Origin of the sequence: Gilliamella sp. B3464, from assembly GCF_026536145.1 — a bacterium.
Lineage (GTDB): Bacteria > Pseudomonadota > Gammaproteobacteria > Enterobacterales > Orbaceae > Gilliamella.
Map to the genome: position 1 here is coordinate 47,156 of NZ_JAFNOQ010000001.1, position 23,370 is coordinate 70,525.

Sequence of the window (23,370 nt, forward strand, 5' to 3'; positions counted from 1 at the left end):
GGTTTTGCACTGCATCGAATAGCTTTTTCACTCTTACAATAATAAATCCAACACAGGACAAAACTTATCAATATATAGGTAATGAATTTTTGATAAAAGTTTGCTAGAATAGTGCGATTTTTAAATTATTAATCTGGAGAATTTTATGGCAGGTCATAGTAAATGGGCCAATACCAAACACCGTAAAGCAGCGCAAGATGCGAAACGCGGAAAAATCTTTACCAAAATTATTCGTGAACTCGTAACAGCAGCAAAACTTGGTGGTGGCGATCCAGCGTCTAACCCACGTCTACGTGCTGCTATGGACAAAGCATTATCGAATAATATGACACGTGATACCATGAACAGAGCAATTGCCCGTGGTGTTGGTGGTGAAGATGATACTAATATGGAAACTATCATCTATGAAGGTTATGGGCCTGCTGGTACTGCGGTAATGGTAGAATGCTTAAGTGATAATCGTAACCGTACTGTATCAGAAGTTCGCCACGCTTTTACTAAAACTGGCGGCAACCTAGGTACTGATGGTTCAGTTTCTTACTTATTTACCAAAAAAGGCGTAATTTCATACCCGACTGGAACTGATGAAGATCAAGTCATGGATGCCGCACTTGAAGCGGGTGCTGATGATGTGGTGACTTATGATGATGGTGCAATTGATGTATTTACAACACCTGAATCATTTGGTGAAGTTAAAGATGCACTTGATGCGGCTGGCTTAGTTGCCGAATCCGCTGAAGTTTCAATGATTCCAGCGACAAAAGTTGATCTTGATATTGAATCTGCACCTAAATTATTACGCCTTATCGATATGCTTGAAGATTGCGACGATGTGCAAGAAGTTTATCATAATGGTGAAGTTTCTGACGAGGTTGCAGCAACACTCTAATGGCCATCATTCTTGGCATCGATCCTGGTTCTCGTTTGACGGGTTACGGCGTAATCCAACAAACGGGACGCCAATTAACCTATCTTGGTAGCGGTTGTATTCGAACAGCAGTTGAAGATTTACCTACTCGTCTAAAACGTATTTATGCTGGCGTGAGTGAAATCATACTGCAATTTCAACCTGATATGTTTGCAATAGAACAGGTTTTTATGGCTCGTAACGCCGATTCTGCTTTAAAATTAGGCCAAGCAAGAGGTGCCGCTATTGTTGCGGCTGTTAATAATGATTTACCCGTTTTTGAATACGCTGCGCGTTTAGTTAAACAAAGTGTCGTTGGGACTGGTGCAGCCGACAAAAAACAAGTTCAACATATGGTGAAGTTATTATTAAAGTTACCTGCCAGCCCGCAAGCTGATGCTGCCGATGCGTTAGCTATTGCAATCACGCATGCTCACATTGGGCAACAGCTGATAAAAACCTGTAAATAAAATGATTACACAATCCTGCTTAACAAATACTTATTCCCCAAAAACATGATCAATGTTTTAATCATCTAAATTAAGATTGCCCTTTTTCCTCTCTAAAAATTCTACTTCTAATTATTATTAACTTAACTCATTAGTTTTTAAGCAAGCTTCGTTATCAAATAAAATATACATACCATGCGAATATAAAAAATGGTTATAAAAATAATCTAATAACTGTTGAAATTGTTGATTCGACCTATGGTTATATTTTTTGTATATCTACTAAAAATGCTATTGCGAAATTAGCAAATTTAATGTGTTAGCAAACTTTTTATTAAGCCAAATAAATGCAATATGGTAAATATAAAAAATGCGCTAACTAAAGTAGCGCATTTTTGTTCACTTAAAATAGATAGTTGTAAAAAACCAAATAACTTTTTAAATCTTTTTATTCAACCTATACCTAGCAACAGTTAGGTATAGGCAATTTAATTACAGCTATTTGTTATCATTGCTCATATTGTGTTCAGTTAATAAAACAGGTTTATTCTTATGTTTTGTAAACAATTTTGTCACAAACAAGAAGAATAACGGCACATAAAATATGGCTAAAAATGTTGCGGTTAACATACCACCAATTACCCCTGTACCTACTGCATTTTGGCTTGCAGAACCGGCACCACTATTGAGCGCTAGTGGTAAAACACCTAAAATGAACGCAAATGATGTCATTAAAATCGGACGTAAACGTAATCGACATGCTTCAAGTGTTGCATCAATTAATGATTTACCTTCTTTTTCAAGTGCATCTTTGGCAAATTCTACGATCAAAATAGCATTCTTAGCCGATAAGCCCATTGTGGTTAATAAACCAACGATAAAGTAAATATCGTTATCAAGCCCCCTAAACATAGTTGCATAAACTGTACCTAATATACCAAGCGGTATAACAAATAGGATGGATATTGGCACTGTCCAGCTTTCATATAGTGCAGCCAATGATAAGAACACAACAATTATTGAGATAATATAAAGTGTAGTTGTTTGTGAACCAGTTTGGCGTTCTTGATAAGAAATATCTGTCCAGTCAAAAGTATAACCATTAGGTAATATCTCGTTAGATATTTGCTCCATAATAGCCATTGCTTGACCAGAACTTAAACCTGGCGCCGCAGAACCACTGATCCCCATTGCTGCAACTCCATCGTATCGAACAAGCGATGGCGAACCATAACTTTTTGAAGTGGTGGCAAAAGCATCGTAAGGTACCATTTCACCTTTTTGATTTTTCACATGCCAATAACTAAAGTCATCAGGTAGCATTCGATATGGTGCATCAGATTGCAAATACACTTTTTTAACTCGGTTATTGTAGACAAAGTCATCAATATAAGCCGAACCTAGAGCCGTTGATAATACGGTATTTACACTACTGACTGATACCCCTAAAGCTTGAGCTGTTTCAAAATCAACATTAATTTTGTATTGTGGTACATCTAACATACTACCAGGTCGAACTTGTTGCAAACTAGGGTTGTGGCTAGCAGCACCTAACACTTTGAAGAATGTTGCCATTAATGCTTCATGTCCTAGACCAGCTGAATCTTTAAGCATATAAGAGAAACCATTTGCCATACCGAGTGAAGGTACCGCTGGTAAATTTGTAATAATAACTCGACCATCAGTAACGGTAGATGCAAATCCATAACCACTTGCAACAAGTGCATCGACTTTTTGATCGGAACGTTTACGTTCGTCCCAATCTTTTAATCGAATAAAACCAAGCCCCATATTTTGACCACGACCGATCATACTAAAGCCGGCAACGGTAAATACCTCTTTAACAGAGTCTGCTTTTTTTGTCGTATAAAATTTAGTCGTTTTATCTAATACTGCCATGGTTTGCTCTAATGTCGCACCGGGTGGCAATTCTACCATAACAATAAGCACACCTTGGTCTTCGTTAGGCAAGAACCCTGTTGGTAAGCGCTGGAAACCAAAAATAAGGCCAATAACAATCAGAATGTAACAAACAAAGCTGATTAAAGGGTAACGAATAAATTTAATTACGCCTTTTTCGTATAGATGTAAACTTTTATTATAAAAGTTGTTAAACCAACCAAAAAAGCGTTGAGTGAATTCACTTAACCAAGTAAATGGAGGAATAGTGGCTAATTTTGCCGCGATTGTTTGTTTGACTACAACACCGTCTTTGGCTGGTGCTTTTAAAATTTGAGCACAAAGAGCAGGTGTTAATACGATCGCCATTAAAACCGAGAGTGACATCGCCGTAACAATAGTGATGGAGAACTGACGATAAATACCACCCGCAGCACCACCATAGAATGCCATTGGCACAAATACTGCCGAAAGTACTACGGCAATCCCCACTAATGCTGAGGTTATTTGTTCCATCGACTTGACTGTTGCTTGATAAGGCGACAACCCTTCGTCATGCATAATACGCTCAACATTTTCAATAACCACAATAGCATCGTCGACCAATAGACCGATTGCCAATACCATCGCGAACATTGATAAAGTATTGATAGTAAAGCCACATATATATAACACCGCAAAGGTACCCAATAATACAACCGGTACGGTGATTGTCGGAATTAGAGTTGAACGAAGGTTTTGCAAAAACACATACATTACGATAACAACTAAGATAATTGCTTCAATTAATGTATGAACCACATTACTAATCGACAATTTAACAAATGGTGTTGTATCGTAAGGATAAGCAAATTTAATATCTTCGGGAAAAATTTTAGATAATTCCTGAATTTTTTTATCAACTTGTTCTGAAGTATTTAATTGGTTAGCACCCGTTGCTAAATAGATCCCCAGACCTGCTGATGCATTACCATTGTAACGAGAAATAAAATTATAATCGGCCGCACCGATTTCAACATTGGCAATATCTTTTAATAAGACATTTGAACCATCGGTATTTACGCGAACCAAGATATTCTGAAATTGCTCAGGCGTTTTTAAACGAGATTGTGCTGTAATTGTAGCGTTAAGTTCTTGGCCTTCAGTCGAAGGTAAAGCACCTAATTGACCTGCGGTAACCTGAGCATTTTGTGCTTGAATTGCGGCAGTAACTTCTTCAATTGATAAATTAAAATAATTTAATTTATTTGGATCTAGCCAAATACGCATAGCATATTCAGAACCAAATAGCTGTGTATCTCCTACCCCTTGAACACGACGAATAGGATCTTGTACGGTAGAATAAACAAAGTCAGCAATATCTGCTTGTGTTTTCTGTGGGTTTGTCGAATAAAAACCAATAACCTTTAAAAAGTTAGTGTTATTTTTAGCAACCGACACCCCATTTTTTTGCACACTATCAGGTAAGCGTGATTTAATACTTTCTACTTTGTTTAATACTTGTACTTGCGCAAAATCAGGATTTGTTCCAGGTGCAAAGGTTAATGTAGTTTGAACCACACCTTGTGCACTACTGGTTGATTTCATATAAATCAAATTATCTAAACCTGTTAAATTTTGTTCAATCAACTGCGTTACTGTATTTTCAATTGTTTGCGCATCAGCACCTGGATAAGTTGCCGTTACGGTAACAGCAGGCGGGGCAATATCCGGATATTGTTCGACAGCTAGCAACTTTATACATAAAGCACCGCCTAACATCATCATGATAGCAATAACCCATGCAAAAACAGGTCTATCAATAAAAAACTTAGCCATAATTAAATCTACCCCTGTTTTATTTCATACTGTTTTTGATGATATTGTCTAACTGATCTTGTGATAAAGTAGCTGGCTCACCCACGATTTGTCCTTTCATTGGTTGTCCCATTTCAACAGCGGTTAAGTTAAGTAAGCCTGTTGTAATAACTTGTTCTCCAACATTAATGCCTTTAGTTACCACCCAATAACCACTTACACCCGTGTAAATTTGGATACCTTGACGATACTCAATTGAATTATCGGGTTTTAGAATTTTAGCGGTATATTCACCTTTAACATTACTGGTAATACCTTGTTGTGGAACAAGTACAGCATTTTTAATATAGCCAAGAGTCAATTGCGGTTTAACAAACATACCAGGTAAAATTTTGCCTTCAGTATTGGCAAATTGAGATCGCAATGTAACCGTTCCAGTCGTTTCATTAACAGTCATATCAGAAAACTTGATATTGCCAGGTAACGCATATTTAGACCCATCATTAAAGTATAATTCTACATTATCCCCTTTTGCTGGTTCATAAATAACGTTTTCTTCTTGAAGATATTTATTATATCGGGTTGCAGCTTCGGTCATATCAACATAAATCGGATCAAGCTGTTGAACTAATGCTAGCGGGTTTGCTTGTCCAGCTGACACTAACGCGCCTTCGGTTACACTTGATTTACCAATGTAACCATCAATAGGCGAATACACTTTCGTATAATCTAAATTAACTTTGGCTGTATGTTCTGCTGCTTGAGCAACTAATACACTTGCTTCCGCCTGTTTTGCATCAGCGGCAGCCTTATCATAATCTTGTTGGCTGATCGATTTGGTTGTCAATAATCCTGCATAACGTTTTAAAGTCAGTTGCGCAATATTGGCATTCGCTTTGGCACTGGCAACACTAGCAACGGCACTATCATAATTAGCCTGATAAATTGCTGGATCGATTTGATAAAGTGATTGGCCTGCTTTGACATTCGAACTTTCTTCAAATTCGCGTTTTAGCACAATACCGCCAACCTGAGGTCTAATTTCAGCAATTTGAGACGCAACCACGCGACCAGGTAAACTGATTTTTAAGGTGAAGTCCAAAGGTTCAACTTTAAAAACGGTTACTTTTGGTATTTGATTATTACCGCCCTGTGATTTGCTATTATCACAACTAGTTAATAAAAGTAGACTGCTTAATGCTACTGGTACGGTTAATAATAGTTTGTTAAATCTCATATCAAAATGACCTCAGTAAACTTAATAATTATTTTTTTTAATAACATTGAATGTAATTCAAAAGTAACCGGGGATTTTACAAAAAATATGCATAAATTGTAAGTATCTTTACAGCTTAATAGCACAGAGTTCTAAAAAATGCCAAACTAAGTGATGATAGTAAAAAAATGATATTGGTTATTATGCTTTTTTAAAGAAATAAAGTACTATGTGTTAATTGATTTTTTGTGCTATAAAATAGTTTAGATAAAATGTTATACTAATAAGTAAAACGGTAAACCTAGCTTTTCAAGTGATATTAATTTGTATTTACTAAGAATAACTAAAAAATTTACAGGTGTTATACTCCGTAATCATTTTTATTCAAAAATAGTTTTGAATAATTTGAGTCTATATTTAATTTAATTCTGAGATGGTTATTATGGATAATTTACGTATTGTTCTAATTGTTGTTGCGTCCTTGGTCATTATTGCATTATTGATTCATGGATTTTGGATCAATAAAAAGGAACGCTCTTCTTTATTTAATTCTGATAAAAGGAAGAAAAACCAGCAAAATGCTCAACAGTATGAAAATAGCTATATCGATGATATAGAAGAAGATGATGTGATATTAATCACACCTAAAAACAAAAAAAATAGTGAAAGTGTAGATAAAAACACACCGGATGAACTCGTTCAAGAAACCATGCCTAAGCAAGAGGATCTATTTGTTAACAATCATCATCAAGAACCAACAACACAAGATCCAGCTCCAAAAGAGCCAAACATAAGCATGAACCATGATCTATTTGACGATGAACCCTTAAAAACTGAAGCTAATGTATCGATAGAAAAAGCTGATGCTAAACGTGGCGATAAAATTCAACCGGCTACCCAAAAAACAAAACCAGAAAAACTTAACATCAATAAAAATGATGAAGATAAAACCGAAATTATTATCTTAAACATTAAAGGCATCAACGGTAAGTTATTACAAGGCGATGTATTATTAGGCAGTATTATGCAATCAGGGTTTCAATTTGGTGATATGCGAATTTTCCATCGGCATGTTGACCCTGCCGGTAATGGCCCAATACTTTTTAGTTTGGCAAATATGGTTAATCCAGGCTATCTCGATCCTGAAACCATGCACGAATTTACAACGCCGGGCGTTTCAATTTTTATGGTTGCACCGACTCAAGGTAACAATCAACAAAACTTTAAACTGATGTTACAAACTGCCCAACGTATTGCTGATGATGTTAATGGTGTTGTGTTAGATGATGAACATCATATGCTGACACCACAAAAAATTGATAGTTACAAAGAACGCATCAAAAAAGCGTGTAACGAAATTTAACCCCAACGTCTTTTCAGTAATCATTCTTCACTACCACCGTCAATGTAATTTGATGGTGGTAATTAAAACTTCGAACAGCTTATAAAATTGGCTGTTTGGAAATAATAATTATCTTGTCTGACAAAATCAGAGTACTAGGAATGTGATAATCTTTTAACGCTCATGTATTAATTTAAGAGTCGAACACTATGCCATTATCAAATAAACCCGAAAATACTGCACACCAAACTATACCGAATGAAGACATCAAACAACAAATAGTATCATTACGTGCTTTAATTAGACATCACGAATACTGCTACTATGTTCTTGATACTCCTGAAATCCCTGATGTGGAGTATGATAAATTATTCAAACAACTTCAGTCATTGGAACAGCAATATCCTTCACTGATTACGCCTGACTCGCCTACCCAGCGAGTAGGCGGTAGTCCGTTAGCACAATTCTCAACAATTAAGCATCAAATACCAATGTTATCATTAGATAATGTATTTGATGAATCGAGTTTTCTTGCCTTCAATAAACGAATTAAAGATCGATTGAATTTACCAGAAAATCAGTCTGTTGAATATTGCTGTGAATTAAAACTTGATGGATTAGCAGTAAGTTTACTCTATGAAAAGGGTAAATTTGTACAAGCGGCAACACGCGGTGATGGTACTACAGGCGAAGATATCACAGCTAATGTTAAAACAATTAAAACGATTCCTTTAGTGTTAATTGGTGACAATATCCCTGAACGTTTAGAAGTTCGAGGTGAAGTGTTTATGACACATAAAGGATTTGAAAAACTCAATGCAGATTCGCAAAAACATAATGAAAAACTATTTGCAAATCCTCGTAATGCCGCAGCTGGATCACTGCGACAATTAGATCCTAAAATTACCGCTAAAAGACCTTTAACCTTTTTTTGTTATGGAGTTGGTATTGTTGAAGGCGCGAGTTTACCCGATACCCATTATCAACGTTTGATGCAGTTTAAAGCATGGGGATTACCGGTTAGTAATAAAGTTGAAATTCGCCAAGGTGCACAAGCCGCGCTAAATTATTTTAATCAAGTTGGTCAAGAAAGAATGTCACTTGGGTTTGACATCGATGGCGTTGTGATTAAGGTTAATAGTATTTCATTACAAAATGAGCTTGGCTTTGTAGCTAGAGCACCGCGTTGGGCAACAGCATTTAAGTTTCCGGCGCAAGAAGAAGTGACGCAATTAAAAAAAGTTGACTTCCAAGTTGGAAGAACTGGTGCGATAACGCCAGTTGCAAGGCTTGAACCAGTCTCGGTTGCCGGCGTTATTGTCAGTAATGCTACCCTTCACAACAACGATGAAATAATCAGATTAGACATTCGTGAAGGCGATTATGTTACAGTACGTAGAGCCGGAGATGTTATTCCCAAAATTGTCTCGGTAATACTTGATCGTAGACCAGCTGATAGTAAAGCAATTACCTTTCCAACCCATTGCCCAATTTGTGGCTCGTTAATTGTTCGAGATGAAGGACAAGCGATATCACGCTGTGCGGGTGGATTAATTTGTCCAGCTCAACGAAAAGAAGCGCTTAAACATTTTGTTTCACGTCGAGCGATGAACGTTGATGGTATGGGCGATCGACTCATTGAACAGCTTGTCGATAAAGATTATGTTAAAACACCTGTTGATCTCTATAAATTAACACTGCCAATGTTATGCTCTTTAGATAAAGTAGGCGAAAAATTGGCTAATAACTTATTAAATGCATTAGCCACATCTAAAAATACGACATTAAACCGTTTTATTTTTGCATTGGGTATTCCTAATGTGGGTGAAGTAACAGCTGAAAATTTAGTTAATCAATTAGGTGATTTAAAAGCGATTGAAAGTGCTTCACTCGAACAATTACAAACCGTCAATGATATTGGTGCAGTGATTGCCGAAAGTATTATTGATTTCTTTCAAGAACCGCATAATCGTGATGTAATAACGCAATTAACGAGCGATGAAATCGGTATTCATTGGCCTGCGGTTTCCCCACAATCTCCAATTAGTAACATCAATTCACCGTTTTTAGGTAAAACTGTGGTGCTAACAGGTACATTATCGAGTTTAACCCGTGATGAAGCAAAAGATAGATTAAAACAATTAGGCGCTAAAGTGGCGGGTAGCGTCTCTAAAAATACCGATATGGTTGTTGCTGGTGAATCTGCCGGTTCAAAATTAGACAAAGCCCAACAGCTGGGTATAACAATCATTGATGAGCAAGAGTTTATCCATTTACTTAATGAATAAATAACAAATATACTGGCATCTATTTCACTATTTATTGAAAATAGTGAAATAGCGAAAACTAAGGAGAATGTCATGCCATTATTAGATAGTTTTAAAGTCGATCATACTAAAATGAACGCACCTTTTGTCCGTATTGCTAAAACAATGAAAACCCCTAAAGGTGATGATATTAGTGTATTTGATCTTCGTTTTACTGTTCCCAATAAAGAGTTATTGCCAGAAAAAGGCATTCATACATTAGAACATCTATTTGCAGGATTTATGCGCGATCATCTTAATAGTGATAAAGTCGAAATTATTGATATCTCGCCAATGGGATGTCGAACCGGATTTTACATGAGCCTGATAGGTAAACCAGAAGAATCACGAGTGGTAGATGCATGGCTACAATCTATGCAAGATGTATTAAATGTTGAATCACAAAAACAGATTCCCGAATTGAATGAATATCAGTGTGGGACTTACAAAATGCACTCACTAGATGAAGCAAAAGCAATTGCACATAAAATTATTCAGTCAGGAATTGGAATTTGCAATAATCATGATATTGCATTAACTGAAGAACAACTCGTAACAATCAATCAATAAGGAAATAATATGCCAAATGTTGTTATTGACTTTTTAGAAGGTCGCACTATAGAACAAAAAAGAGAAATGGCAAAACGTGTAACCAATGCTATCGCCGAAACGCTAAATTGTAAGCCTGAAGCAGTACAAATTATTATGCACGAAATTTCAAAAGACCAAATTGCGAATGGTGGTGTTTTGCGGTGTGATAAAGATTAATTAAACTCAAGACTCAATTTATACTCAATCAAAAAATAAAAAGCGTTTGTCATAATTTATGGCATATCATGCACATTTCATTTAAAACCTTAAAAATCATTCTGTTTTTAAGGTTTATCTATTTTAAATCTTGGGCAACGTTTGTAATATTGAACATGATATAAAATACTTAGTGATTGCAATGAAGGTGAAGTAAATGCCCCATTTTACTGACTTTGGTTGCCAGATAGTGCTCATTATTAGGATTTTCACCCACTTCTAACGGCACCCTTTCAGTAATTTTTATGCCTGCTTGTTCAAGCACTCTTATTTTTTCTGGATTATTGGTTAATAGTCTAATATCAGATACACCAAGTAATGTTAGCATGTCTGCGCAGAGCGTAAAGTCACGTTCGTCAGCAGCAAACCCCAGCTGCTCATTCGCTTCTACTGTATCTAGTCCTTGATCTTGCAGAGCGTAAGCGCGAATTTTATTAAGCAAACCAATATTGCGACCTTCTTGACGATGATAAAGTAAAATTCCCCGTCCTGCTTGTGCTATCTGTTTTAAAGCCGCCTCTAGCTGAAAACCACAATCACAACGTAAACTAAATAGCGCATCGCCAGTTAGGCACTCTGAATGAATTCTTGTTAATACCGGCTCTTTATTTGCAATATCACCCAAAACTAACGCCACATGATCCTTACCAGTTGCAATTTCTTCAAATCCCACAATAGTGAAACATTCCCATGGGGTTGGCAGTTTTGCTTGTGCAACAAGTTTTAATTGCATCATTATCTCCGTATTGAATAAAACTTAAATAGAATTTTTTAAAAAACTCTCTTCCATGCTAAAATATATAGCAATTTGTGCTTAATTGAGTTTTAAATGGGGTTAATAATAAAAAAAACAATAGCCACGCTGGCTATTTTCTTAGTTATACCTTTAGTAATTATAGCTATAAATTGGCATTGGCAACCAGAATCATTAAATAATACATCCAAATTTTTTTTCGTCATAACAGAAACGGCAAGTTTTCCTTGGGCAATAATAACATCATTCGTTTTGTTTATCCTGTTTTGCTTATTATTAAACATTAAAACGACAAAAAAAATAGTATTAATAGGAATACTTCTTGTGGGTGCAATACTAACGGGGCAAATGATTAAAGCTGTTATCAAATCTCAAACGGCAGAATCTCGACCCTATGTATTATGGATGAATAAACAATATCAGTTAAGTGATGATAAATTTTATTCGTTGGCTAAATCGGAAAAAAAACAACTCATTGATCAGTTATTGACTAATTCCAACATGATTCCAACTTGGTTACGTGAACATTGGCAAAACGAAACAGGTTATTCATTTCCATCAGGACATACTTTATTTGCAGTAACATGGGCTTTTTTAGCAGTAACATTATTAGGCTTTAAACGCCATTATATTGTGGTCTATATGTTGATTATTTGGGCATTATTAATTGAAATTAGTCGATTATGTTTGGGTATGCACAGCCCAGTTGATCTGTTGTGTGGTGTTTTAGTTGCTTGGATCATTTCATTAATTTGCTATTTTTATGCACAAAAATATCATATAGTAGATAACTGATAATTAGCGTAAACCGTGTTGAAATAATATTTGAGAATAACGCTCATTTTAAATAACGTTAAAATAATAAAAAGGTTATTATTATGAAATTTATTATATCCATTCTATTGATAATTATTATTTTTGCCCTATCTATTTCGGTAGGCGCATTCAATGATGAAGTGGTAACATTTAACTATTTATTTGCTAAAACCGAATTAAGATTATCAGTTTTATTGGCGCTATTTTTTGGCTCTGGCTTTATTATTGGAATGATATTAACAGGAATTTTCTTTATTAAATTAAAACTACAACATTCTTCAACAAAACGTAAATTAAATAAATTACAAAAAAAATATGATGATAGTATAGCTGATCATCAAAAAGATAATTTAATTAAACCTCATCAAGAATAAAATATTATGTTTGAATTGTTATTTCTATTATTACCTATTGCTGCCGCTTACGGTTGGTATATGGGCGATAGAAATGCTAAACAAAAATATACAAATCAATCAAATCGACTATCTCGAGAATATGTAGATGGTCTTAACTTTCTTTTATCTAACCAAAAAGATAAAGCTGTCGATCTGTTCCTTGATATGCTTAAAGAAGATGAAGGCACGTTAGAAGCACATCTGACTTTAGGCAATTTATTTCGTTCTCGTGGCGAAGTAGATAGAGCGATACGAATCCATCAAGCATTAATGGAAAGTTCATCCCTCTCTTTTGAACAACGATTATTAGCCATTCAACAACTTGGACGTGATTATATGGTTGCAGGTCTTTATGACCGCGCTGAAGAGATGTTTTTACAACTCATTGATGAAGAAGATTTTCAACAACATGCGTTACAACAACTTATTTTTATTTATCAATCAACCAGTGAATGGATTAATGCAATTAATACTGCCACCAAGTTGGTTAAACTCGGCAATACAAAATACAAAACAGATATAGCACAATTTTATTGTGAGTTAGCTTCGCTTGCTATCGCCAATGAAGACCTTGAAAAAGCGTATAGTTTATTACAAAAATCGGCAGCAGCCGATGCTAAGTGTGCTCGAACCTCATTGATGTTAGGACGCGTATTGATTGTGCAAAATAAAATTGAACAAGCAATTGAATCATTCAAACAGATACTTGAACAAGATAAAGCCTTTATCGGTGAAGCTTTACCTTTATTAAAAGAGTGTTATCTTAAATTAAATAAAGAAGACGAATTTCAGCAGTTTTTACAATTATGTGTTGATCAAGATTCAGGCAATGTCGCTGAACTCATGCTTGCCGATATCATTGAAAAAAAGAGAGGTCTTGATGCAGCACAGAACTATATGTATCGAGAGTTATTAAAACACCCTAATTTAAAAGGGTTTTATCGTTTAATGGATTACCATGTTGCCGATGCCGAACAAGGTCGAGCAAAAGAGAGCCTATTATTGTTACGTAATATGGTAGGTGAACAAATAAAAATAGTACCAAATTACCGTTGTCAAAAATGTGGATTTACGGTTAATTCAATTTACTGGTTATGCCCTGGTTGTCGTTCATGGTCTACAATTAAACCTGTTCGTGATTTTGAACAGCATTCTGAAAAATAAAGAGTTTTTTATGTTTTTAATCGATTCGCACTGTCATTTAGATAGTTTAGACTTTAATACTAAGTCAATTGAGCAAGTACTACAAAAAGCAACTGAAAATGATGTTAAACACTGCTTAAGCGTAGCAACAACCTTATCTGGTTATGAATCAATGAAGCGCATACTGACACCTTACACTAATCAATGTTCTTTTTCGTGTGGTATTCATCCCCTTAATCTTGATGACGAACCTTATGACGCTGACCGCTTCGAAAATTTGGCTAAAGAAGAGAATGTTGTCGCTTTAGGTGAAACAGGACTTGATTACTATTATCAGCAAGATAATCTAGAGCTTCAACAGCATAATTTTATTGAACATATACGTCTTGGAAGAAAGCTTAGCAAGCCAATCATCGTCCATACACGAAATGCCAGACAAGATACATTAACAATCTTAAAAGAACAGCACGTCCATTCAGGTGTGTTACATTGTTTCACCGAAGATATTGATACGGCAAAAAAACTATTAGACTTAGGTTTTTATATCTCTTTTTCAGGCATTATTACCTTCAAAAATGCCGAAGCGTTAAGAGAAGTGGCAAAATTTGTGCCATTAGATCGTATTTTAATCGAAACTGATTCACCCTATTTAGCTCCAGTACCTTATCGTGGTAAAGAAAACCAACCTGCTTATGTGCGGGAAGTTGCGCAATATTTATCGGTTCTCAAAGGTATTTCTTTAGCGCAACTAGCACAGCAAACCACTTATAATTTTTGTCAATTATTCAATCTTCGAGGAAAGTTAAATGAAGTATAAATTAGCTATTGATTGGGACCATTTTCTAGCAAATTATTGGCAAAAAAAACCCGTTATTTTACGAAATGCCTTTGCGGAGTTTGTCGATCCAATCACACCCGATGAACTTGCTGGACTCGCGATGGAAGAAGAGCTTGATAGCCGAATTGTGACGAATAAAAATGGAAAATGGGATGCTAAATTTGGTCCTTTTACGCATTACGATGATCTTGGTGAGGATCACTGGAGTTTATTAGTGCAAGCGGTAGATCATTGGCATGAACAGGCAGCAACGTTAGTTGAACCGTTTAAGTGTATTCCTCATTGGCAATTTGAAGATCTTATGATTTCTTATGCAACAAAAGGGGCTGGTGTTGGACCGCATATTGACAACTATGATGTTTTTATCATTCAAGGTATGGGATGTCGACGTTGGCAAGTTGGCGATCGTAATCCTAATTACAAACAGTTTAGTGCTCACAAAGCGCTATTACATGTAGAAGCTTATCAGCCGATTATTGATGAAGAAATCACCGCCGGTGATATTTTATATATTCCAATTGGCTTTCCACATAATGGTGTATCAATTGGCGAATCACTAAGTTATTCAGTTGGCTTTAGAACGCAAACTTCACAAGAATTATTAAGTGGTTTTGCTGATTATGTGATTGATAACTTACCAAATGGGATTTTTTATCAAGATCCAGACTTAAAATTACCAAGCGATCCTTATCGTATCGAGCCCTATGAGCTAGAAAAACTACAAGGGCAAATGATCGACCTCATCAAAAACCCAGACTTATTCAATGACTGGTTTGGTAAACACATCACAATACCTATGCATGATCTTAACATCATCCCGGCAGATCCCGCCTATGAGCTAGATGAATTTGAAGAAATTCTAAAATCTGGTGCCGAACTACATCGTGTACCGAGTATACGTATTGTAAAAATAGAGGATACGGCTTATATCAATGGTGAAAAAATACCCTTACCGATGGAAACCATCGACCTATTATGTGAAACCGATGTACTTTACTACGAACAATTACAAGATGAACAAACCCTAAATGTCATGTTAAAATTGGTCAATCTTGGTTACTGGTATTTTGACGAAGAGTAAATTTTGTTCAAAAACTATTGGCTAAAAAAAGCTACCCGAAAAAACTGCAAAATGGCGAAATTATCGGCTAATTTGTCTAAAAAATTAGATAGTTATAAAATTTAACCAAATAATTTCGCCTCAATAAAAATAAACAAAATAAAACCGACTAATTTCGGCTTTTCATTTGGATTTTTATTACTTTTAAGTATATACTTGCCCCGCTTTAAAATACCCGCCTGTTTAATGATGAATTACATCATAAATGCTTTTTATTAGTGAACGATCTTTTTAACAACTAGAGGTACACATGAATAATGAAACAATCCTAGTCAAGCAAGCCGAAAGTGAAAACCAGAAAATTACCCCATATCAAAAAAAGACGCTTTTCGCATCTACAGTTGGTTATGCTCTAGATGGTCTAGACATGATGATTTTAGGTGTTTGTTTTAGTCTCATCGCTGCGACCTATAATCTGACAAAAGCAGATCTGGGTACTTTGACCTCTGTCACGCTTTTAGGTGCGGTAATCGGTGGTATTTTATTCGGTATACTTGCTGACAAATATGGTCGGGTAAGGGTTTTTTCTTGGACTATTTTAATTTTCTCTTTATTTACTGGACTTTGTGCGCTCTCCCCTAATTACGAATGCTTTTTAATTTTTCGATTTCTAAGTGGGCTCGGTTTAGGTGGCGAATTTGGCATTGGCATGACACTTGTTTCAGAAAGTTGGCCTAAAAGCAAGCGCTCAAGAGCAACTTCTATTGTCGCATTAGGCTTTCAATTAGGTATTATTTTAGCAGCACTAACAGTCAACTTTATTGGTGAAGTTTATGGTTGGCGCTGGGCTTTTGCGATGGGAGTATTGCCTGCTTTATTTGTTGCTTGGACACGTAAAGGACTAAAAGAACCCGAAATTTGGCAAAATTTAAAAAATCAAAATAAAAATAAAATCGCAATTAACAAGTTATTTAAAACACCAAAAACGACAGCCACTACTATTGGTTTAACCATAGCCTGCGCGGTACAGAATTTTGGCTTTTATGGACTGATGGTTTGGATGCCAAACATGATTGCAACTGAATTAAAATTACCGTTCAAAAACACTATGTTTTGGACCATCTCAACAACGATTGGGATGTCATTAGGGATTTTAATCTTTGGTTGGCTATGTGACAAATTTGGTCGGCGCCCTTCTTATATTGTTTTTTTACTGGTTTCTGCTATATCGATTTGGTTTTACTTTCACCAAACAGATATGGTGATTCTTATTATATTTGGTTCTGTAATTGGCTTTTTTGTCAATGGAATGATGGGCGGTTATGGCGCATTGCTTGCTGAACACTACCCAACAGATGCAAGATCAAGTGCCGAAAACATTATTTTCAATGTTGGACGGGGAATTGCTGGCATATCGCAAGTTTTGATTGCTTATTTAGCCACTGTTTATTCCATCAGTTATGCCTTAGCGTTACTTTCGACCGCTTATTTACTGTCTGCGGCTGCATTTATCTTTTTAATCCCCGAAACAAAAGGTAAGACATTAGAATAATACAAAAAAACAGGGCTACTGCCCTGTTTAAATAACTTAGCCGATTAATCAAAAAAATATTAATTAGTGTTACATGAAGCAGGGGTTAATGTTACGCTAAATATTTTTTCATCATTAATATAATAGCTATGAACGGCACCATTAGGAAATGCACCTCTAAACTCTTTAATTTGTTGATTATCCGAACAGTAAACCTTTTTCAAACTTTCAGTTGTCATTTTTTCGGTTTCAGGGATTTGCAATGAATCCTTAGATACATTAATGATATAGCGATAATTAATTACATCATTATCTTTAAAGATATCAACTAAGCTAGTTTTTGAATCAACTTTAGCTGGGAGTACTTTTTTTGCCTCACTAATAATTAAATCTTGTAATTTAGTGAGATCAGCTTTATCAGGCGCCTTTACCTTATTACTATTATCACAACCGAACAAAACAACACACATTAAAGCTATTGAAGTGATTTTTAAGAATTTCATATAATATATTCCTTAGTTATTATTTCGTTGATTATAAATTAGATAGTTTTACAAACGTATATAGCGCATTTTTTATATTATTACCACATAAATTTATGTACAGACAATAAAGTTATAGAATATTCTTCGCCAACACATAAAACTTGTAACACATTAATTGAAAAAAGCGACAAAGAAGGCTAAAACGCTAACAAGCTTTTACTCGTGATAGTTACCCCATCGATTCATCCATAAAAAATATAACTAATTTTTTGCTCATAGCCATTTTTTTAAAAATTAAAGCGTATTTTGTGCTTTTAAGCGATTTCTTCAATTCACTATTTAAATAAAAAGGGCTTTAATTCGCCCTTTTAACATAAAATTACCCATAATTTTACAATGGTTGCACCCCATTGAAAGCATTATTTATTATCGCAATCGCTTGGTTTTAACGTTAACGTTAATGCTTTATCGTTATTGATGTAATAATTATGAGTCTCCCCTTGAGTAAAAGCAGTTCTTATTGCGCTAATGCCAATATCTTTACCGCAATAGAAAGTTTTTAATTTAGCTAACATTGCGTTTTGATTAGTCTGAGCTTGTAATGCATCTTTAGTGAGGTTGTTTACCGAATATTTATAACTAATCATATTATCGTCTTTCGCAACATCGACTAAAGTGACATTTTGATCAATACCTGAAGGTAATTTTTGTTTTACTGCTTTAATAATAAGATCTTGAGCAAGATTATAATTACCGTCCTTTATTTGATTGAGAATATTTTCTGTTTCTAACTTCGTTTTATCGTATAAATCTTGGGCTTTGTCACCTACGGCAGAACTCGTGTCTACCACTTGTTGTTTAATATCATCCATCTTAGATTTTGAATCATCACAATTGACTAAAAATAACCCCATTATTGATAGAACGATTACTTTGTATGTTTTCATTGTAAAACCCTTTTAAATGTGGAGAATTGTTGAATATTTCTAATGCCTGAAAATAGCGGCATCTAAATAATTTAATGTATATAAAACTCATTGATTAAACTTCAATTTTTAATGGTTGATAAATCAATCTGCTTATCATGGCAGTTATGGATTAATTAGTGTGATAACCACCTGTTACGCCATAAGTTTCGGCTGTAGTATAACTGGACTCTTCACTTGCTAAATGTACATACACGCCACACAGTTCAACAGGTTGACCAGCGCGTTGTAAAGGTGTTTGTTTACCAAATTCTGGAATCGCTTCACTTGGCTGCCCACCACAAATTTGTAATGGTGTCCAAACAGGGCCTGGGGCTACACAATTCACACGAATGCCTTTACTTGCCAATTGTTTAGCCAGTCCACGAGAAAAGGCAATAATAGCAGACTTGGTTGAAGCATAATCAAGAAGATTTCCACTCGGTTGGAATGCTTGAACTGATGATGTAGTAATGATTGTTGAGCCTGGTTTTAAATAATTTAACGCCGCTTTAACTACCCAAAATAATGAAAATACATTTATTTCAAAGGTTTTTACAATTTGCTCAGTGGTCAATTTCGCAATATCTTCGACTGCAGTTTGTTTGCCAGCAACCAATGTTAAGTTATCTAATCCACCAAGCTTATCATGCGCTTGTTTAACCAGTTTTTTACAAAAAGATTCATCACTTAAATCACCTGGAATCAATACCGCTTTGCGGCCAACAGATTCAATTACTTTAGCAACTTCCTCAGCATCCTTTTGTTCAAACGGAAGATAGTTTATTGCTACATCAGCGCCCTCTTTAGCATAAGCGATTGCCGCAGCACGACCTATGCCAGAATCCCCACCGGTTACTAACATTTTTCGACCAGCTAAACGTTGGTGCCCTTGGTAACTTTTTTCACCACAGTCTGGAATGGGTTTCATATCACATTGTAGCGCGGGCGCGGTTTGTTTTTGCTTTTGAAATTTTGTGTGGTGATATTTTGTCGTTGGATTATAAATTTGTTCACTCATCGTTTTTTCTCCTAAGTTAAATACGTTTTTACAAATCAAAATAACTCTAATAAAATCATTAAGATAAAACAAAATACTATTTCGAAAAATTATGCAGTAAATAAATTAAATATATGTGATGGTAAAACTTATTATTTGTTTTTATATCATCACCCTCATGTAGGAATGGAATATTGGGTGAATTGTTATAGATAGCTATCCTTGGCAGGTTAATAGGACCGTGAATAATATTAAACGTTGAATTATTTATTGGTGAAATATTATTCTTTTTTAGTCTAGCAAATAAATTGATATTAAGCCAGATATAACCAATTACATTAGCTTGTTATTATTTGAATTCGTCAGTTTGTTAAAACTAAAAATATTGTCTATAAGCATAAATATACTATCTCTCTTTCTGTGTAGAAATTAGACGTGACCGATTTAATCTTCGTCACAGTCATCAGGTTGTAATTCAACGATGATTATTTCTTGATCATCAATATAATAATGATAATTTGCACCGTTTGGAAAAAAATGTTTTAGCTGTTTCACTTCGTCATTATCACTACAATAAGTTCTAAGCAATTTATCCCGAATCGTATCTTGAGTCGTTGGTAATAAGAGAGCATATTTAGACATATCTTTGACTTCGTATTTATAATTAATAACGTCATCTTCTTTGTAAATATCAACCAAAGTGGTAAGTGCATCAACAAATATGGGTAATTTTTTTTTAACAGGATTAATGACTAAATCATCAACCGTGTTATTTTCCTTTGGTGATGAACTAGCATTATTATTCTTATTTGAAGGTGAATTTTTTTTCTTGTTATCACAATTAATTAACAAAAAACACATTAATAGCAAAGGAATTATCTTAAAATTCGTCATAGTTGTCTTTCCCTTTAAATTACTGAATAACCGATACTTTTGTATATAAATTTTATGCAGTCTTCTTTGAAAAGATAATGAAGAACGTTAGAAAATATTGTTAATAAAACAGCAATGAAACATCGCTAAAATGGCGTATTAATATGATTAAAAAATAATTATTAGAATTACTTAGTTTTGATTCTGAAATAATGTTTAATTAAAAATAACGTTTAACACGCTATTGTTAATCGATAAAATCACTGCTTTATAATTTGTGACTAAGCTAAAAGTTAACTATAAACGACTATTATTGATGTGTGACAAAAAATTTTTTACTGTTTAAGCTAATCTTATATTAATCTATTTTTATTTCATTGAATAGAGACAACAATTCAATTAATTGATCGTACTAGCTGACGTTATTGTTACCACGTTTGAGCAGAATTTTTCACAAGCTATACGCATTGATTAAAAAAAAGTTGCACTTTTTTTAAAAACGAGTATTTTGTTAAAAATAACTTTTTGAAAATGACATAATTTTAATATATAAGCTTATGAACTTTTTACGTAAAAACGTCCTCATTAATATCCTAGTCAGCGTGGTCATTATTCCTGCGCGGGGGCGTTTTTCGATGTAAAAATATGTTCATACATAGAATTAAAACCCCCGCCCCCAAAAGCGGGGGTTTTTTTATGAATAATAAACGAGCAGAATAGAATAAGTGAGGAAGAAATGTTAGGAACACAGTGGATAGTAAAAACCTTAAAAGAAAAAGGCGTAACTACCGTTTTTGGATATCCTGGTGGACAAATTATGCCTCTTTATGACGCGCTTTATGATGGTGGTATTGAACATGTTTTATGCCGCCATGAACAAGGCGCTGCTATGGCAGCCATAGGCTATGCCAGGGCCACCGGTAAAATTGGCGTTTGTATTGCAACATCAGGACCAGGGGCAACCAATATCATTACTGGACTTGCTGATGCGTTGATTGATTCGGTACCGATTGTTGCGATAACAGGACAAGTTCCAAATAAACTAATAGGTACAGATGCATTTCAAGAAGTGGATGTTTTAGGATTATCATTAGCTTGTACTAAACACAGTTATTTAATTGATCAAGCAGAAAACTTACCCAATATTTTAGAAGAGGCTTTTTATTTAGCCAATTCAGGCAGGCCAGGACCAATACTTATTGATGTTCCTAAAGATATTCAGCTTGCAGATCTTAATTATCAAAAATATTTATCACCAATCACAACTCATCCTAATCTTAATAATACTTCAAAATCCAATATCTCTCCTGCTGACATTGAACTCGCTAAAACCATGATATCCCAAGCTAAAAAACCTATGCTATATATTGGCGGTGGAGTTGGTTTATCTGGCGCGATTGACGAGCTTAGACAGTTTATGAATTTTACTCAAATACCGAGTGTATCAACACTTAAAGGTTTGGGCGCGGCTGATATCAATAATCCTTATTATTTAGGGTTAATTGGTATGCATGGTTCAAAAGCAGCTAATTTAGCTGTGCAAGAGTGTGATCTATTAATTGCTTTAGGCGTAAGATTTGATGACCGGGTCACGGGCAATTTAAATGAATTTGCTCGGCATGCCAAAGTGATTCATATTGATATTGATCAAGCTGAAATTAATAAATTAAAACAAACCCACTTAGGGTTACAAGGTGATATAAAAAGCGTTCTACCATCAATTCATCAAGCTGTTGCAATAGGTGACTGGCATAACAAAATCCAAGAATTGAAAAACCTATATCCCACTCGCTATGATCATCCAGGCGATCCAATTTATGCACCAGCATTATTAAAAACGCTATCTGAGCGAAAGTCGCCAACTACAATTGTAACAACTGATGTCGGTCAACACCAAATGTGGACAGCACAACATATGCAGTTTAATGATCCCAAAAATTTTATTACTTCAAGTGGACTCGGTACCATGGGATTTGGATTACCTGCGGCAATTGGCGCTCAACTCGCCAGACCTAATGACAGTGTAATTTGTATTTCTGGTGATGGTTCTATCATGATGAATATTCAAGAACTCACTACAATTAAACGCAAAAAGTTACCGATAAAAATTGTTTTAATTGATAATCAACGTTTAGGTATGGTAAGGCAATGGCAAGAGTTATTTTTTAACCAACGCTATAGTGAGACTAATTTATCTGATAATCCCGATTTTTTAATGTTAGCCAAAGCATTTGATATAACTGGTGAAAAAATAACAAAAAAATCTGAAATTGAACCAGCAATAACTAACATGCTAAATTCGCCTAATGCTTATTTATTGCATGTTTGCATTGATGAATTAGAAAACGTTTGGCCATTAGTACCACCTGGTGCATCTAATGAAAATATGTTAGATAAAAAGGGAAACAATAAATGATGAGTGAAAGAACGAAACAGCAGCTATGCATTAAAGCTTATGACAATTTAGGGGCACTAGAGCGTATTTTACGTGTCATACGTCATCGTGGTGCGCATATTGAAAACTTAACAATGCAAATTGAAGATCAACATATTTTTGCCTTAGTGTTGACATGCACCACCGAACGCAGCGTTGCAGCTTTATGCAATCAAATTAACAAATTAGTGGATGTTATTTCAGTTGAAATATGAATTTGTTTCATCGATAACTGTCGATGAAATAATAATTAAAAATAATATAGATATATTTAGAAAGTTAAACAAAGTTAATAGTATAATGCTTGACCTTTAAAAGAATAAAGATAAAGCAACATACTTGCTTAACAAAAA

General features: G+C 34.9%; 21 protein-coding genes. 14 read left to right on the top strand and 7 right to left on the bottom strand.

The features are described from left to right. The first annotated feature begins 145 nt into the window (after window positions 1–145). Both J3U57_RS00185 and ruvC read left to right on the top strand, forming a co-directional pair. Window positions 146–889: a YebC/PmpR family DNA-binding transcriptional regulator gene (locus J3U57_RS00185; protein ID WP_267333427.1), complete on the top strand. Its 744-nt coding sequence runs from the start codon at window positions 146–148 to the stop codon at window positions 887–889. Beyond that, entirely contained in the window at window positions 889–1,377 is a 489-nt protein-coding gene (gene ruvC, locus J3U57_RS00190; RefSeq protein WP_267343494.1) for a crossover junction endodeoxyribonuclease RuvC, read from the top strand. The genes J3U57_RS00185 and ruvC overlap by 1 nt, the downstream gene beginning before the upstream one ends. 477 nt (window positions 1,378–1,854) lie before the next feature. Here the strand turns inward: ruvC and J3U57_RS00195 are convergent, their stop codons facing one another. Both J3U57_RS00195 and J3U57_RS00200 read right to left on the bottom strand, forming a co-directional pair. Continuing rightward, on the bottom strand, window positions 1,855–5,073 hold the full coding sequence (locus tag J3U57_RS00195) for an efflux RND transporter permease subunit (protein WP_267333425.1): 3,219 nt from the start codon (window positions 5,071–5,073) through the stop codon (window positions 1,855–1,857). 19 nt (window positions 5,074–5,092) lie between these two features. After that, window positions 5,093–6,289 (bottom strand): efflux RND transporter periplasmic adaptor subunit, encoded by a 1,197-nt coding sequence (locus J3U57_RS00200; protein WP_267343495.1) that lies wholly within the window; start codon window positions 6,287–6,289, stop codon window positions 5,093–5,095. 418 nt (window positions 6,290–6,707) lie between these two features. Between J3U57_RS00200 and zipA the strand changes: the two genes are divergently transcribed. The 4 genes from zipA to J3U57_RS00220 all read left to right on the top strand — a co-directional run bounded on the left by zipA (window position 6,708) and on the right by J3U57_RS00220 (window position 10,684). After that, window positions 6,708–7,631: a cell division protein ZipA gene (gene zipA, locus J3U57_RS00205; protein ID WP_416379638.1), complete on the top strand. Its 924-nt coding sequence runs from the start codon at window positions 6,708–6,710 to the stop codon at window positions 7,629–7,631. A 188-nt stretch (window positions 7,632–7,819) separates the two neighbouring features. Then, the gene (gene ligA, locus J3U57_RS00210; RefSeq protein WP_267343497.1) at window positions 7,820–9,898 is read left to right on the top strand and encodes an NAD-dependent DNA ligase LigA; all 2,079 of its coding nucleotides are present in this window, start codon (window positions 7,820–7,822) and stop codon (window positions 9,896–9,898) included. A 72-nt stretch (window positions 9,899–9,970) separates the two neighbouring features. Further along, on the top strand, window positions 9,971–10,486 hold the full coding sequence (gene luxS, locus J3U57_RS00215; RefSeq protein ID WP_267343498.1) for an S-ribosylhomocysteine lyase: 516 nt from the start codon (window positions 9,971–9,973) through the stop codon (window positions 10,484–10,486). Between the two features lie 9 nt (window positions 10,487–10,495). Then, entirely contained in the window at window positions 10,496–10,684 is a 189-nt protein-coding gene (locus J3U57_RS00220) for a 2-hydroxymuconate tautomerase (protein ID WP_065634899.1), read from the top strand. Between the two features lie 169 nt (window positions 10,685–10,853). Here the strand turns inward: J3U57_RS00220 and ribA are convergent, their stop codons facing one another. Beyond that, window positions 10,854–11,456, bottom strand: coding sequence for a GTP cyclohydrolase II (gene ribA / locus J3U57_RS00225; RefSeq protein ID WP_267333465.1), 603 nt, complete (start codon window positions 11,454–11,456; stop codon window positions 10,854–10,856). Between the two features lie 345 nt (window positions 11,457–11,801). Here ribA and J3U57_RS00230 point away from each other — a divergent pair, with 345 nt between their 5' ends. The 6 genes from J3U57_RS00230 (at window position 11,802) to J3U57_RS00255 (ending at window position 17,281) form a co-directional block, all read left to right on the top strand. Next, a complete protein-coding gene (locus J3U57_RS00230) occupies window positions 11,802–12,272 on the top strand; it encodes a phosphatase PAP2 family protein (protein WP_267343499.1) in 471 nt (156 codons plus the stop codon). A gap of 83 nt (window positions 12,273–12,355) precedes the next feature. Beyond that, on the top strand, window positions 12,356–12,667 hold the full coding sequence (locus J3U57_RS00235) for a LapA family protein (protein ID WP_267333419.1): 312 nt from the start codon (window positions 12,356–12,358) through the stop codon (window positions 12,665–12,667). A 6-nt stretch (window positions 12,668–12,673) separates the two neighbouring features. Then, window positions 12,674–13,852 carry a lipopolysaccharide assembly protein LapB gene (gene lapB / locus J3U57_RS00240; protein WP_267333418.1) on the top strand — a complete coding sequence of 393 codons (1,179 nt, stop codon included), beginning with the start codon at window positions 12,674–12,676 and terminating at the stop codon, window positions 13,850–13,852. 10 nt (window positions 13,853–13,862) lie between these two features. After that, entirely contained in the window at window positions 13,863–14,648 is a 786-nt protein-coding gene (locus J3U57_RS00245; protein WP_267343500.1) for a YchF/TatD family DNA exonuclease, read from the top strand. After that, complete coding sequence (locus J3U57_RS00250) at window positions 14,638–15,750, top strand: cupin domain-containing protein (protein WP_267343501.1); 1,113 nt, start codon at window positions 14,638–14,640, stop codon at window positions 15,748–15,750. The genes J3U57_RS00245 and J3U57_RS00250 overlap by 11 nt, the downstream gene beginning before the upstream one ends. A 289-nt stretch (window positions 15,751–16,039) precedes the next feature. Further along, window positions 16,040–17,281: an MFS transporter gene (locus tag J3U57_RS00255; RefSeq protein ID WP_267343502.1), complete on the top strand. Its 1,242-nt coding sequence runs from the start codon at window positions 16,040–16,042 to the stop codon at window positions 17,279–17,281. 59 nt (window positions 17,282–17,340) lie between these two features. Here the strand turns inward: J3U57_RS00255 and J3U57_RS00260 are convergent, their stop codons facing one another. From J3U57_RS00260 to J3U57_RS00275, 4 genes are all read right to left on the bottom strand, one after another. Next, window positions 17,341–17,763 carry a hypothetical protein gene (locus tag J3U57_RS00260; RefSeq protein ID WP_267333414.1) on the bottom strand — a complete coding sequence of 141 codons (423 nt, stop codon included), beginning with the start codon at window positions 17,761–17,763 and terminating at the stop codon, window positions 17,341–17,343. A gap of 401 nt (window positions 17,764–18,164) precedes the next feature. After that, complete coding sequence (locus tag J3U57_RS00265; RefSeq protein ID WP_267333413.1) at window positions 18,165–18,692, bottom strand: hypothetical protein; 528 nt, start codon at window positions 18,690–18,692, stop codon at window positions 18,165–18,167. Window positions 18,693–18,843: 151 nt separating this feature from the next. Continuing rightward, window positions 18,844–19,731: an SDR family oxidoreductase gene (locus J3U57_RS00270; RefSeq protein ID WP_267343503.1), complete on the bottom strand. Its 888-nt coding sequence runs from the start codon at window positions 19,729–19,731 to the stop codon at window positions 18,844–18,846. 423 nt (window positions 19,732–20,154) lie between these two features. After that, window positions 20,155–20,604, bottom strand: coding sequence for a hypothetical protein (locus tag J3U57_RS00275; RefSeq protein WP_267333411.1), 450 nt, complete (start codon window positions 20,602–20,604; stop codon window positions 20,155–20,157). Between the two features lie 715 nt (window positions 20,605–21,319). On the opposite strand from J3U57_RS00275, the gene ilvG reads away from it, so the two are divergent. Next, complete coding sequence (gene ilvG, locus J3U57_RS00280) at window positions 21,320–22,999, top strand: acetolactate synthase 2 catalytic subunit (protein WP_267333410.1); 1,680 nt, start codon at window positions 21,320–21,322, stop codon at window positions 22,997–22,999. Continuing rightward, a complete protein-coding gene (gene ilvM, locus J3U57_RS00285; protein ID WP_267343504.1) occupies window positions 22,999–23,232 on the top strand; it encodes an acetolactate synthase 2 small subunit in 234 nt (77 codons plus the stop codon). Before ilvG ends, ilvM begins: the two co-directional genes overlap by 1 nt. The last annotated feature ends 138 nt before the right edge of the window (window positions 23,233–23,370 follow it).

What these genes read in the sequence shown, in the direction of transcription:
- J3U57_RS00185 (WP_267333427.1), top strand. Translation starts at nt 146, where the DNA reads ATGGCAGGTCATAGTAAATGGGCCAATACCAAACACCGTAAAGCAGCG.
- ruvC (WP_267343494.1), top strand. Translation starts at nt 889, where the DNA reads ATGGCCATCATTCTTGGCATCGATCCTGGTTCTCGTTTGACGGGTTAC.
- J3U57_RS00195 (WP_267333425.1), bottom strand. Translation starts at nt 5,073, where the DNA reads ATGGCTAAGTTTTTTATTGATAGACCTGTTTTTGCATGGGTTATTGCT.
- J3U57_RS00200 (WP_267343495.1), bottom strand. Translation starts at nt 6,289, where the DNA reads ATGAGATTTAACAAACTATTATTAACCGTACCAGTAGCATTAAGCAGT.
- ligA (WP_267343497.1), top strand. Translation starts at nt 7,820, where the DNA reads ATGCCATTATCAAATAAACCCGAAAATACTGCACACCAAACTATACCG.
- luxS (WP_267343498.1), top strand. Translation starts at nt 9,971, where the DNA reads ATGCCATTATTAGATAGTTTTAAAGTCGATCATACTAAAATGAACGCA.
- J3U57_RS00220 (WP_065634899.1), top strand. Translation starts at nt 10,496, where the DNA reads ATGCCAAATGTTGTTATTGACTTTTTAGAAGGTCGCACTATAGAACAA.
- ribA (WP_267333465.1), bottom strand. Translation starts at nt 11,456, where the DNA reads ATGCAATTAAAACTTGTTGCACAAGCAAAACTGCCAACCCCATGGGAA.
- J3U57_RS00235 (WP_267333419.1), top strand. Translation starts at nt 12,356, where the DNA reads ATGAAATTTATTATATCCATTCTATTGATAATTATTATTTTTGCCCTA.
- lapB (WP_267333418.1), top strand. Translation starts at nt 12,674, where the DNA reads ATGTTTGAATTGTTATTTCTATTATTACCTATTGCTGCCGCTTACGGT.
- J3U57_RS00245 (WP_267343500.1), top strand. Translation starts at nt 13,863, where the DNA reads ATGTTTTTAATCGATTCGCACTGTCATTTAGATAGTTTAGACTTTAAT.
- J3U57_RS00250 (WP_267343501.1), top strand. Translation starts at nt 14,638, where the DNA reads ATGAAGTATAAATTAGCTATTGATTGGGACCATTTTCTAGCAAATTAT.
- J3U57_RS00255 (WP_267343502.1), top strand. Translation starts at nt 16,040, where the DNA reads ATGAATAATGAAACAATCCTAGTCAAGCAAGCCGAAAGTGAAAACCAG.
- J3U57_RS00260 (WP_267333414.1), bottom strand. Translation starts at nt 17,763, where the DNA reads ATGAAATTCTTAAAAATCACTTCAATAGCTTTAATGTGTGTTGTTTTG.
- J3U57_RS00265 (WP_267333413.1), bottom strand. Translation starts at nt 18,692, where the DNA reads ATGAAAACATACAAAGTAATCGTTCTATCAATAATGGGGTTATTTTTA.
- J3U57_RS00270 (WP_267343503.1), bottom strand. Translation starts at nt 19,731, where the DNA reads ATGAGTGAACAAATTTATAATCCAACGACAAAATATCACCACACAAAA.
- J3U57_RS00275 (WP_267333411.1), bottom strand. Translation starts at nt 20,604, where the DNA reads ATGACGAATTTTAAGATAATTCCTTTGCTATTAATGTGTTTTTTGTTA.
- ilvG (WP_267333410.1), top strand. Translation starts at nt 21,320, where the DNA reads ATGTTAGGAACACAGTGGATAGTAAAAACCTTAAAAGAAAAAGGCGTA.
- ilvM (WP_267343504.1), top strand. Translation starts at nt 22,999, where the DNA reads ATGAGTGAAAGAACGAAACAGCAGCTATGCATTAAAGCTTATGACAAT.